This window comes from Caballeronia choica (assembly GCF_001544535.1).
Lineage (GTDB): Bacteria > Pseudomonadota > Gammaproteobacteria > Burkholderiales > Burkholderiaceae > Caballeronia > Caballeronia choica.
This window is the reverse complement of the sequence record NZ_FCON02000198.1, coordinates 1-11,077: the sequence shown is the minus strand read 5'-3', so window position 1 is coordinate 11,077 and position 11,077 is coordinate 1. Positions and strand designations below refer to the sequence as shown.

At 60.4% G+C, this 11,077-nt stretch carries 15 protein-coding genes and 3 pseudogenes; 7 read left to right on the top strand and 11 right to left on the bottom strand.

What is annotated here, in order from left to right:
- Positions 1-344 precede the first annotated feature (344 nt).
- Complete coding sequence (locus AWB68_RS39220; protein ID WP_087649582.1) at positions 345-1,253, bottom strand: DUF72 domain-containing protein; 909 nt, start codon at positions 1,251-1,253, stop codon at positions 345-347.
- On the opposite strand from AWB68_RS39220, the gene AWB68_RS39215 reads away from it, so the two are divergent.
- Entirely contained in the window at positions 1,218-1,676 is a 459-nt protein-coding gene (locus AWB68_RS39215; RefSeq protein WP_327384168.1) for an ArdC-like ssDNA-binding domain-containing protein, read from the top strand. The two genes, AWB68_RS39220 and AWB68_RS39215, sit on opposite strands and share 36 nt — an antisense overlap.
- Before the next feature lie 159 nt (positions 1,677-1,835).
- On the opposite strand, the gene AWB68_RS39210 is transcribed toward AWB68_RS39215, so the two are convergent.
- Positions 1,836-2,015 (bottom strand): hypothetical protein, encoded by a 180-nt coding sequence (locus AWB68_RS39210; RefSeq protein WP_087649581.1) that lies wholly within the window; start codon positions 2,013-2,015, stop codon positions 1,836-1,838.
- 387 nt (positions 2,016-2,402) lie between these two features.
- Positions 2,403-2,798 carry a ProQ/FINO family protein gene (locus AWB68_RS48540; protein WP_268810974.1) on the bottom strand — a complete coding sequence of 132 codons (396 nt, stop codon included), beginning with the start codon at positions 2,796-2,798 and terminating at the stop codon, positions 2,403-2,405.
- Positions 2,799-3,310: 512 nt separating this feature from the next.
- On the opposite strand from AWB68_RS48540, the gene AWB68_RS39200 reads away from it, so the two are divergent.
- The gene (locus AWB68_RS39200) at positions 3,311-3,583 is read left to right on the top strand and encodes a hypothetical protein (protein ID WP_087649579.1); all 273 of its coding nucleotides are present in this window, start codon (positions 3,311-3,313) and stop codon (positions 3,581-3,583) included.
- 11 nt (positions 3,584-3,594) lie between these two features.
- Here the strand turns inward: AWB68_RS39200 and ligD are convergent, their stop codons facing one another.
- The 3 genes and pseudogenes from ligD to AWB68_RS39185 form a co-directional block, all read right to left on the bottom strand.
- Entirely contained in the window at positions 3,595-5,559 is a 1,965-nt protein-coding gene (ligD, locus tag AWB68_RS39195) for a DNA ligase D (protein WP_087649578.1), read from the bottom strand.
- 11 nt (positions 5,560-5,570) lie between these two features.
- Positions 5,571-5,775, bottom strand: a pseudogene (locus AWB68_RS39190) (hypothetical protein).
- Positions 5,776-5,836: 61 nt separating this feature from the next.
- On the bottom strand, positions 5,837-6,064 hold the full coding sequence (locus AWB68_RS39185) for a hypothetical protein (RefSeq protein ID WP_087649577.1): 228 nt from the start codon (positions 6,062-6,064) through the stop codon (positions 5,837-5,839).
- Between the two features lie 147 nt (positions 6,065-6,211).
- Between AWB68_RS39185 and AWB68_RS39180 the strand changes: the two genes are divergently transcribed.
- On the top strand, positions 6,212-6,478 hold the full coding sequence (locus tag AWB68_RS39180; RefSeq protein ID WP_125483196.1) for a hypothetical protein: 267 nt from the start codon (positions 6,212-6,214) through the stop codon (positions 6,476-6,478).
- A gap of 146 nt (positions 6,479-6,624) precedes the next feature.
- Here AWB68_RS39180 and AWB68_RS39175 read toward each other — a convergent pair whose 3' ends face one another.
- Complete coding sequence (locus AWB68_RS39175) at positions 6,625-6,846, bottom strand: CsbD family protein (RefSeq protein ID WP_087649575.1); 222 nt, start codon at positions 6,844-6,846, stop codon at positions 6,625-6,627.
- A 103-nt stretch (positions 6,847-6,949) separates the two neighbouring features.
- Here AWB68_RS39175 and AWB68_RS39170 point away from each other — a divergent pair, with 103 nt between their 5' ends.
- Both AWB68_RS39170 and AWB68_RS39165 read left to right on the top strand, forming a co-directional pair.
- The gene (locus tag AWB68_RS39170) at positions 6,950-7,177 is read left to right on the top strand and encodes a hypothetical protein (protein ID WP_125483195.1); all 228 of its coding nucleotides are present in this window, start codon (positions 6,950-6,952) and stop codon (positions 7,175-7,177) included.
- 92 nt (positions 7,178-7,269) lie between these two features.
- Positions 7,270-7,638 carry a response regulator gene (locus AWB68_RS39165; protein ID WP_160110151.1) on the top strand — a complete coding sequence of 123 codons (369 nt, stop codon included), beginning with the start codon at positions 7,270-7,272 and terminating at the stop codon, positions 7,636-7,638.
- A gap of 41 nt (positions 7,639-7,679) precedes the next feature.
- Here the strand turns inward: AWB68_RS39165 and AWB68_RS39160 are convergent, their stop codons facing one another.
- Positions 7,680-7,943: a hypothetical protein gene (locus AWB68_RS39160; protein ID WP_087649572.1), complete on the bottom strand. Its 264-nt coding sequence runs from the start codon at positions 7,941-7,943 to the stop codon at positions 7,680-7,682.
- Between the two features lie 318 nt (positions 7,944-8,261).
- Between AWB68_RS39160 and AWB68_RS50120 the strand changes: the two are divergent.
- Both AWB68_RS50120 and AWB68_RS50115 read left to right on the top strand, forming a co-directional pair.
- A pseudogene (locus AWB68_RS50120) lies at positions 8,262-8,458 on the top strand (ArdC-like ssDNA-binding domain-containing protein); the annotation flags it as partial.
- A 3-nt stretch (positions 8,459-8,461) separates the two neighbouring features.
- Positions 8,462-8,722 carry an ArdC family protein gene (locus AWB68_RS50115; RefSeq protein WP_235028750.1) on the top strand — a complete coding sequence of 87 codons (261 nt, stop codon included), beginning with the start codon at positions 8,462-8,464 and terminating at the stop codon, positions 8,720-8,722.
- Between the two features lie 115 nt (positions 8,723-8,837).
- On the opposite strand, the gene AWB68_RS39150 is transcribed toward AWB68_RS50115, so the two are convergent.
- From AWB68_RS39150 to AWB68_RS39140, 3 genes and pseudogenes are all read right to left on the bottom strand, one after another.
- Positions 8,838-9,209, bottom strand: a complete 372-nt coding sequence (locus tag AWB68_RS39150) for a transposase (RefSeq protein WP_235028748.1) — start codon at positions 9,207-9,209, stop codon at positions 8,838-8,840.
- Positions 9,210-9,301: 92 nt separating this feature from the next.
- Positions 9,302-10,060 (bottom strand): IS21-like element helper ATPase IstB, encoded by a 759-nt coding sequence (gene istB, locus AWB68_RS39145; protein ID WP_087649571.1) that lies wholly within the window; start codon positions 10,058-10,060, stop codon positions 9,302-9,304.
- Between the two features lie 18 nt (positions 10,061-10,078).
- Positions 10,079-10,999: pseudogene (locus AWB68_RS39140) on the bottom strand (Mu transposase domain-containing protein); the annotation flags it as partial.
- Positions 11,000-11,077: the final 78 nt, after the last annotated feature.

Sequence of the window (11,077 nt, the reverse complement as noted above, 5' to 3'; positions counted from 1 at the left end):
GGAAATGCTGGTCACGATGCCGGAATCACCGGTCACGATAATCCGGAATTACTGGTCACGCTCGCCCGGAATACGCATCATAGGTTTCCCACTAGGTCGGTGGGCCGTTCAGGGTCGCAGCATTTATGCGATTTCCGGCAGACCGATCCCTCGCAACTGTCGCAGCGCGAATTTAAGTTTGCGATACGTAGGTGCTTTACCCGGAGTGGTGTCCGATGACGGCAAAAGCTGCAATAGCGCGCGTAGCTCCTCCGTCAGGTCCCGGAGGTATTGCAGCCGCATCAACGGCCGGATTTCTTTCTAGCTGAACGGCAGGAAGTGGTCGATCGCCGACTTTGCCAACCTCACGGCGAAATCGCGCTGGCGCCGAGGATGTCCATCAAAGTCTTCGCGTTGCGCTGTCCTTGGTCCTCGTAATTGTTGTTGAACACGACGTGGGTGCGTTCGACGCTTTGCGCGATCTGAACGATCTGCGAAGCAAGCCCGCCGAGCTCCGCTTCGTCGTAGTCGTAGTTGAAGCGCGAGGATGCAGACGTGGCCCCTTTGATGTTCCACGTCTCGTGATTGCGGCCGTGCAGCCTGATGAGCGCAAGCCGCGGGTTGGTCACTTCCCACACGGCGGGTATAGAGTTCGCCGATGTATTCGGCTCGTCGACCACCACGTTCACGAAGCCACGTTCGCGCTCAAGCGCAAGCGTCGCCTCGCGGGCCTTCTCCGAAAACCACGACTTGTGTCGGAACTCCGCGGCGAGCACGTAGCCTTCCATCACGTCGGCGCAGTGCTCGACGTGCGCGCGCCCGTCGTCGTTGTTCACGACCCACGGCGCAAACTGAAAATGGACTGCACCTAGCTTCCCCGAACGCCTGAGCGGCTCGATGGCTTCGATGTATCGCCGCCACAGTTCGCGAAGGATCTCCCCGGGCGTGTCCTTGTAGTAGAGGTTCTTCTTATCGCCCGGCGGGAGCGCCGCCTGGATGTCTTTCGGCAACTTCGTTCGGTCGGTCTGATGGCCGGTGAAAAGCCGAAATGCCTTAATGTTGAACGTGAAGTGCGCAGGCGTGCGCTCAACCCACAGGACGGAATTGGAAGCGCTCGGCATCGCGTAATAGCTGGAGTCCACCTCGACGAGCGGGAACTGCGACGCGTAGAACCGCAGTCGCGCTTCCGCGCTGGTGCAACCGTTTGGGTAGAAGCGCTTGCTTGCGATTAGCGTCGGATCTGTCCAACTGGCGGTCCCTACAGCGATGGTCATCGTGCCCTCCTGTTTTCTAACCAAGACCCAAAACAAGACCAAGCCGATGTCTACAGCCGCGTCACGGAGAAAATCATTGCCGACCTCGAGCAAGGCGTAAGGCCCTGGGTGAAGCCGTGGAAAGGTGGCAATGCAAGCGGCCGCATCACCCTCCCCGTGCGTCACAACGGCATCCCGTATCAAGGCATCAACATTCTTCTGCTTTCGGGCGATGCGCTGGAGAAAGGCTATCAATCGCCTCGCTGGATGACGTTTAAGCAAGCGCTGGAGCTCGGCGGCAATGTCCGCAAGGCCGAGCACGGCTCCCTGGTTGTCTACGCCAACAAAGTCACCAAGACCGAAACCGACGCCAAGGGCGACGAGGTCGAGCGCGAAATCCCTTTCATGAAGGGCTACACCGTGTTCAACGTCGAGGGGTTGTGAAGAGAAAAAATGACGAAGAAAAATATGGAATTGTGCGAGGCGGGACCGAGAGTCGGATCAGTATCCGGTCCGCCGTCCGAGTGATCTGCGCCCGTGGCTCTCCAGCCCCACTGGAGGTACGCCAATGCGAGCGAGACTGAGAAGTACTTGGTTGACGAATTAGCGACTCGGCGCCAGCTTTGGGGGCATTTCGGAATGCGGCGGCACCTTAGCCAGATCGCAAAACATCAAAATCGTCTTTAGATCGCTCAGGGGAACGGCAGCCGACTTCATCCGCAAATTTTCTGCTTGCTCGACTATTTTTTTTACTCGCTCGATGGCTAGGTCGTCTTTTTTCATGCCACGACGCCCTTTTTAAAGCTCGCTTAGATTTTATGTTGGCCGCGCAAAATGGGCTGCTCCGTACGGTACAGCACCAAGCGGCGTCGGAACCCGCAATCTTATCGAAGCCTCGATAATATTATTACAAATCTGATGGAGGTGAGTCCTTCGCGTCCAACGGCTGCGAAAGATCCGGGCGCGCTGCTCAGGAGCCCGTGCCGGAGTCGGGCACCGTCGACCGCGATCAGAGCGTCGCGCGCAAAGCATCCGAAAGTCCAAATCAGTTACTTATACCGATAATCGAGACATTTCCGAATATCAAGAATAATTACCGATTTGCTTGTTTTGGCCTGTTGAGCTGCTACAACGTAAGAGGTCTCCTCGCGTTTTCCCGAAACGTGATGGTTAGCCCGCTTCGGCGGGCTTTCTTTTGGCGCGTCTTCTGAGCATGGCGGCTGCCACTGCCACATGCTCAGGCGATACCGGTTCAGTCGGCTGCCCGTCCAGGCCGGTGCGAAAACCACCAGCAGCCAGGGCTGCAATATACCTATCCGAATTCACCCAGCCGCTAAGTGCGAGCCCCATCGGAGTGGCGGCCAGCACAAGCGTGCCCGCCTGCCTGGCGGCAGAAAGCTGCTTGGTGATGCCCAGCGCCAGCGGGACGGGGTTCGCAGGATCAAAAAGCGTCGGATAGGCGGCCTGCAATGCAGCCAGCCCAGCCTGGCGCTTTGCCGCGTTGCGGCGGCGGCGCTCGGCGGGACTAGTCTTCCTGGCGCGGCGTTGGCGCCGGTGCTGGTGCAAGCTCGGGCGCTGGTGCGGGCGCCGATACCGGGGCGGCTTCGGCAGTGGCGCGGCGTTTCTTAATCGTGACTGTCGGACGGATTGTTTGCATGGTTTTCCATTCGATTCGGTTGCGTCAATGCGGTTACGAGTTACGGCGGTTAAGAGTTACGACAGGGGTTTTAAAACTCTTTCCTGCTTACGGCACGATGCCGCGCCAATGGGGCAGCGGTCATCGATCCGCCTGCGTAGAGTTCGGGGTTAGGTCATCACCGAGGCCGACCGCTCGGTGACGACGTTCCTGCCGCCACGCGAATACTGAAACCAACCGGCACCAAACCGAAAAGGCCTGGGCCTTTTCTTATGTTCATTCTCAATCCCTGCGGACGCCCACCACGATGTCGGATGCCGAACCGTAATCATCGGAAAAATCACCCTTATCAGTGATTACCCTATGGCGAATATTGCCGGATATTGCCCAACAATTAAAGTGTTCACGGCGGCTGTACCGCCGGGCTTATCTGAGAGAAATCATGCCGCACACCGGGGTCACCTATAAGGGTTTCGTCTTGTTGCCGGTCGTTGCACCGGACGACCAGATGTATGCAGCCATGCTGGTCATCCGCGCGCCGGACGGCGTTCAGCGCTCCACGGGCGTTCTGGGCGACTTCCCCTGCCCTTTGGAAGCGCGCCGATTTGCGCTGTCCTATGGAATGGCGGAAATCGACCACCGAACCATCCCGCTGCCTGAGTGGGTCCCGCAGCGAGGGCACCGCGTCGAATTCGATATGGCGGCAGCCGCTTAAGCCTGCGCCGATTACCGCATGCCGACCGCCCGGCGCATCGCGGCCGTAAGACCCTGCCGGCAGCGCCAGAACGCCGCCCACGGATCAGCGCCGAGCGTGCGCTGACGGTGCGCCGCATTCTTGATCGTCCATTGATCGGCCGCGCCGATCGCGGGCAACTCGTCCCATGCGACCGGCATCGACACGCCCATGCCCGAGCGGGCGCGCGCCGAGAAGGCGGCGACCGTACTGGCGCCTTTGCCGTTGCGCAGGTAGTCGATAAAAATCTTGCCGACACAGTTCTTCTTGCCGAGCACGGCCGAGAACCGGTCCGGCATCACCCGGGCCATATGCTGGGCGACGGCCTTGGAAAAGCCCTTGACCTCATCCCAGCCCTGCCGGCGCGTCAGCGGGATGACGATGTGATACCCCTTCCCGCCGCTGGTCTTGATAAAGCTCCTGAGACCGATTTCATCAAGGAGGACTTTGGCGAGGGTTGCGGCCTCGGTCATCATTCGCCAGGACAATTGCGGATCAGGGTCGAGATCGAGAATGAAACGGTCCGGGTGTTCGAGATCCGGCTGCGCCGCGTTCCAGGAATGCAGCTCAACGACATTCATCTGCGCAAGGCCGACCAGCGCCTCGTGGACGTCGACCGCCAGCAGTGGCTGATGGTTGGGATAAAGCTCTTTCGGCAGCCGGGTAATGCCCGGAATCTTCGCCCGCTCCTCGTGTTTCTGGAAAAACAGTTCGCCCTGGATACCGGACGGCGCCCGCACCAGCGAAACAGGCCGGTCCTGCAGATAGGGCAGCGCCCATTCCGCGATCTCATCGTAATAGCGCACCAAGTCGATTTTCTTGATCCCCGTCACGGTGTCGATGACGCGCTCTGCGTTCGAAACCCTCACGCCGGCGAACGTCGCATTGCCGTGGATGCCGGGCTTGATCCGGGTCGTGCCAGTCTGCGTCGGAATCGGCTCGCCGAATTCCACGTCGACGACCGGTTCCTCAGTGACGGAGTCGGCCGGCTTGTCATCGCGCATGCCGTGAAAAACCGGATGGCGGACCTCGCCGGAAGGCGTCCATTCGAGGAACGAAATCTCGGCGACCAGGCGCGGCTCGAGCCAGACGTAATCGCGATCTTTCTCAGGGGTGGGCGGGTTATAGAACGGGCTGGTTTTGCGCGCCAGGGCGTCAGCCTTGCGCTGCAATGCCGTCAGCTGCGACGGCCGCAGCTTTGGCTTGGCGGTGCCGGCAAAGCGCAGGGAGCCGTCCCGCTCATGAACGCCGAGCATCAGCGCTCGAATGCCGGATTTGGCGCCTTTTGTCCGTAGGAATCCGCCGACAACGAACTCCTGGCGCAGCAGGCATTTGAGCTTGATCCAGCCGGTCGAGCGGCCGGAGACATAGGCCGCCTCCGCCCGCTTGCCGATAATACCCTCGAGCTGCATCCGGCACGCCGAGACGATCAGGCTTTGAGGGTCTTGCGCAAAATCCTCGCTGAAGCGAATGCGGTCGTCGCTGACCTCGCCGATCAGCTCGGCAAGCAGCGCGCGCCTGGCCCGCAACGGAACCTCGCGAAGGTCATAGCCGTTGAGATAGAGCAGGTCGAAGACGAAGTAAGTGAGGTTGGTTGTGCTGCGCCGGTCAAACGCATTCTGCAACGCGTTGAAATCCGGCAGGCCGCCCGAATTGAGGACGACGACCTCGCCGTCGAACCAGGCGGTATCGACCGGCAGGCCGGCAAGGGACTTCTTCAGGTCTTTCATGCGGTCGGTCCAATCGTGACCGCCACGCGTGATCAACGTCGGTGTCCCGGCTTGCAGCCGAACCATCAGCCGATAGCCGTCGAATTTGATTTCATAGGACCACTCGCCCCGGGTCGGCGCGGCCGATGCCAGAGTCGCCAACTGCGGGGAGATGGTTTCAGGAAGCGCGGATCGGCGCGCTCCGGCTTCCTCGAGCGGATGAGGCTGGGGCTTTTTCGCCCGCGGCATGGCCGGGTACGCTAATCCTTGCTGCCCAGCTCATCATGCTTGTGCGAATGCGTGGCCGCGTGGACCAGCTCGTAATGCGCCCTTGCCGCTGCGCGTCGGCGGGAAATGTTCGCCCTCGACGCACGTCACCTCGAAGGGTGCGCCATTGCTTTCTCTGACGACCTTGTAGATACCCGATGTCTTGACGGTTTCGCCAGGCTTGTGTTGTTCGGACATAGATCCTCCTGTTTGGTGTCCATGCCCGAGCAAGGTGCGTTCCGGCCCTGAAACCGGCTCTCTAAGGAACGGAGCCCAGGTAAGGCAGCGTTTCAGAAGGGTCGACGCCGAGCAATGCGAGCGCGCGCTGCACAGTCTCGATTTCGCCGGCAAAGTTCAGGGTGATTTCTTTGCCTTCGCTGACCGCGCGCATGCCGTTATGGAGGACCAGGGCATGCAGCGCGACATTCAGCGCCCGGGCCAGCTCCCCGTCCCGTCCAGGTTCGTCGAAAATGGTGTTTGTCGCCAAGGGAACCTCCTTCTCAAAAGAACGTCGCAGCATCGGACCAAGCCCGTCGCGGGGAATGGCCTCTTAAAGCAAACGATATTCCGTCTGTGACCACATCGCGCGGTGCAGTGAGATGCACCACCACGGATTTACATGAAGGTGAACTTTGTGAAAGCGCTCTACCCGGAAACGTTGGACCAGCTCGCCGACCGCTGGACGGCGGTGATGAATCAGGTCAACCGCCAAATCGGCCGTTATCCTGACCGGCTCTATATCGAGGTGGCGGAGCTGATCGACCAGACGGAGCACCTCATCGAACCCGATCCGTTTGAGCAGGACGTCCTGACGACGGCCCGCAAGCTGTCGGAAGACGGCAATCTAAAAATGGCGTTATTCAGGCTGCATGAAGTGGTTGAAGCCCGGTTGGAGGGGTGAGGGGCCATTTCGTAACGGGGCTCCGGGGCCTCGGCAAAGACTCTTTGCGACTACACTGGAAGTACGTTTCGGGGATGGGGGTCTGCCGGAACGTGATCCTCAAGGCCCTGCGCCCGCTTTTGGCGGGCGCTGTTTCCAAGGGCTTGTTACGGCGCAGGTGCGGGCGCGTCGTCGGCACGGTCCGCCGCATCCTCCGCGGCATCTTTCACATCTTCCTTGGCGTCGCCGACTTCCTTGCGCGCCTCGCCAGCGATCTGCTGAGCGTCGCCCTTCGCTTCCTGCGCTGGGTCATCGGTCATTTTGCCGACACCCTCATTGATCTTGCCTTTGACTTTCTCGCCTACACCTTCGACCTGATCTTCATTCATGGCCTTGCTCCGTAAATCCCTGCGGATCGCAGGCAGATGCGATCTCCGCAAGGATGATGCCAATATCCTCGTTCGTTCGCTTATCGTTACCAAGGAGACAACAATGTCCGATTGGGTGGAAATCAAGCTCGAGCATCAGGTTGGAGGATGGGTGTGGTTCGCGGTTTCGATAACGGCTGGAAGCAGCGTGCCGCTGGTTCTCGGGCAGTCGCATGAGGCGTTTCCAACAGAGGATGCTGCGCGGGACGACGCCAGCAAGTCGCTCAAGGAATTAGGCGGGCTCCCGGTTCGCTGGATTAAACAGGTACGGCATAACGGTTGCTGGATGTGAAATGGAACCCTTCATTTCACAAAATGCCGCACAACATCCCTTCAATACCCGGAATCTGGAGTTCACGATCGTTTGACAAGGTGAATCCGCCTGTGGCCGTGCTGATCGTCGACGACGAACGCGCGACCGCCGACGCTTTAGCTGCTGCCCTTGCGGTTGATGGCTTCCAGACGAGCGTTGCGGAGAGCGGCTATGCAGCGCTCGCGACCCCCCAGGAATGGACACCGCATGTCGTCATTCTCGACATCGAAATGCCGGTATGCGATGGATTTGCGGTCGCCGGGGCCATGCGGGGATCACACCGCTTCGCGATCGTTCCGATCATCGCGTTCACGTCGCTGGATGAAGCGGACGTGGTCGAGCGCGGTAAGAAGGTGCAGATCGATGCCTTCTGCCCGAAGGGAAATTCGCTCCATACATTGCGGAAGCTTATCGAGTATCTGGCTCCCGTCGCTTACTAAATTATCCGCGCCAGCTGGCCCGCGGTCTCGGTCGTAAGCCGCTACTGCTTCATCTTCCCGGTCGCCCCCTTCCCGCCTGCCGCATCCGACGCGCCTTCCGGTGACATTCCTTTTTCGCGCTGCTGCATTAGCGTGCCGCTACCACTTGCGCTGCTTGCGCTCGCGGCCGAGGGACCGTTCTTGACTCCTTGTCCTATGCCAGCGCCTTGCGCAGGTGTCGGCGGTGCCTTCGCATTGTTCTGGGCGAAGGCGCTGGTGCTCGCGGCGAGGACGAGGGCGCTGAGCAGAATGGGGATTGGTTTCATGTCTGCCTCCTGTTTGGGTTTGGAAGCCTCTTTCAGCATCGGGCGTGCCGCGCAGAACCATGCACATTCGCGGGCCTTGGCAATCGGCCCATCCACTGAGATCCCCTTCGCAAAGTCAAACCCTCAGTCAGAGGGAACGCGCTAAGGGGCTCTGCCCCTCGCGCGGCGCAAGGGATATGGCTTCGCCCTGGGCCAAGGGGTGTCCCCATATTTCGCGATGGACCCGCTGCAACACGGCCAACTGCCGCCGCCCTTCGGGTGGGTGATCCCCCTCCCCTCGCCCAGCCCTTGATATCTTGCCTCCCCGGTCTGCGCCCGATGGGCAGGGGTAATCGCGCAACAAAACCGCGATCAACCCCAGGCCCTACACGAAGGAGCAAGACCATGAAGACCGAACCGAAAGCCGACGTCTACACCCGCGTTACCGACAAAATCATTGCCGACCTCAAGCAAGGCGTCAGGCCCTGGGCGAAACCGTGGAGCGGCGGAAACACCGGCTGCTGCTGTGGGGCGAAACGATGGAAAAAGGCTATCAGTCAAACCGCTGGATGACCTTCAAGCAGGCCCTCGAACTCTGCAATACGCCGAAGCGCTTTTCGCCGAGACGGAGCGACCATCCGGAGAGGCGGCAACCGGGCTTATTACGCGCCCGCGCTGGATATCGTCCAAATGCCCCCGCCGATGCTTTCAGGTGCCGCACTAAACATCTGATTGAGCGTCTTTGCGCTGCGACCCATGTCGCGAAAGCCGTGATTGCCGTGGCGACCAACGAGCAATGACGGTAAGGATTGACTCTTCCAGCTCCTTCGCTACTGTCCCCGCCTCGAAGCATCAGGAGCACGGCATGAACCCCTTCAAACTATTGGCGCACGCCAGCCCAAGAAATAAGCCTCGTCAGTAAAATGTGTGGGTGCTTGGCGGCTCGGGGAGGTTGCCAAGTGCATGATACAGCGCGATTTCTGTCGCTCTGAAGGTCCGAAAGCCGTACGCCTTTCTCATGGTGATTTTCGCTTTGTTGTTCAAGCCTTCGACGACACCGCTAGAGAACTGCTTGCGCGCATGGAAGTAGTTGAGGATCAGTTCCCGATGTGCGCGCACGGTGCGAGCGAATTTCTTCATCGGCTCGATGCGTGAGCGCATCACCTCGGTGCACCACTGATCGAGAAATTTGCCGGCGCAGACAGGTGAGATGTAATCCCAGAGCTGCTGGAATTCCTCCTTGAATAGCCAGGTGCGTATTCCACGCAAAGAGAACAGCCATTCCACGGCAAAGTGAATCGTGATTCCACGGCAAAGTGAACAAGGATTCCACGCCATCGCGAACAAACGGAGCGCAGCGACGCGGGACCTTTACCTTTTTACTCGGACTGCGGCTTGGCGGTCAATCGACTGTGCGTCTTGCGCAGCGATTCGCCAGAGAGCGTGATGCGATGAGCGTTGTGCACCAACCGGTCAAGGATCGCGTCGGCGACGGTGGGTTCGCCGATCGCCTCATGCCAGTGGTCCACCGGAATCTGGGAGGTAGCGAGCGTGGAACGGTGCCCGTGACGGTCGTCAAGAACCTCAAGCAGATCGCGCCGCGCGGAATCGGTCAGCGGCGCCATTGCCAGATCGTCGAGAATCACGAGATCCGTCTTGGCAAGTTGTGCGAGCCATCGCGCGTAGCGCCCGCTGCCGTGTGCGATCGCCAGTTCCTCATTCAGTTTCGGCACGCGCAGATAGCAGGCGGAGAACCCCTGGCGGCACGCCTGGATGGCGAAGGCGCAACCCAACCAGCTCTTGCCGAGTCCGGTCGGGCCAACGAGGATCAGGTTCTGCCTCTCCCGAAGCCACTCACCGGTCAGCAGTCGGGCGGTGAGCGCCCGGTCCAGGCCGCGGGCGGTGCGATAGTCGATGTCCTCGGGCGACGCGTCGGGCACCTTCAGTCTGGCCCGGCGCAGCCGGGCCGCCGTTTGTCGCGAGTCACGTTCACTGGATTCACGCTCGACCAGCAGCCCCAGGCGTTCTTCAAAGCCCAGCCGGTCAATGCCGTCCTGGGACTGTTGTTCGGCAAGCGCCGCCGCCATGCCGGACAGGTGCAGCGCGTGCAGTTTGTCGACAGTGGGATGATGCAGCATATAGACTCCCTTTCAGCTTCAGTGGTAGTACGAAGGCCCGCGCACATTGGCATGCACAAGCGGTAGGTCGGCCTGCCTGGTAGTGGGTTCGGGCTCCCGGTCCAGGCCGTTCTTCAGCGTCGAGTCAATGAACTTGTAGTTCGGCGCTTTCAGATCGATAGCGCGGCGGCAGGCAGCTTCGAGCCGGTCGCGCCCGTAGTCCTTGCCCATGCGCAGCACACCCAGGCAGGTGCGATACGACTGCTGGGGGTGCTTGCGGGCACCCAGCAGGTGCTGGATGACGGCCGCCGTATGCGGGCCGATGTCGGCGGCCCAGTTGCGCAGCCGCTCCGGATCCCAGCCCTTGGCGACCGCCAGGTGTTCCGGCGGCATGTGTGTGTCGATCGTGGTGTGGTAGCGGCGGCGAGCGCTTTTGCCGTGAGCGGCAATACGTTGACCGCGATGGAAGATCTCGACGGTGTTGGTCGTGTGGCGCACGTCGACCTGCTCGCGCGCGTAGCGATACGGCACCGAGTAATAGTGCTGATCAAGCTCGACGTGATAGTCCGGCCCGATACGCGCGACCTTCCACTCCGCGTACTGATAGGGCTGCTCGGGCAACGGCCTGAGTGCCGGACGATCGATTTCGTCGAAGACACTACGGCGGGAGCCGGGCAATTTCTTGAAGGACCGGTTGTTCAGATCGCTCAGCAACGCGGCAAGCGCCCGGTTGGCCTCGCCCAAGCTGAAGAAGCGCTGGTTGCGCAGGCGGGCGAGGACCCATCTCTGCACCAGGAGGACCGACAGCTCTGCTTTCGGCTTGTCCCTCGGTTTTTTACTGCGAGCCGGGATCACAGCCACGGAGTAATACCTGGCCATTTCCTGGTAGGTTGGATTGATGTCCGGATCGTAAAACCCCGGCTTGTGGACGCCCGATTTCAGGTTGTCAGGGACCAGGATTTCGACTAATCAGCAGGTTCTGGTAATGCGCAGGAGGGCGTCGGAACCGGCGCCGTTACTGGCGTTACGTCGCTGGTT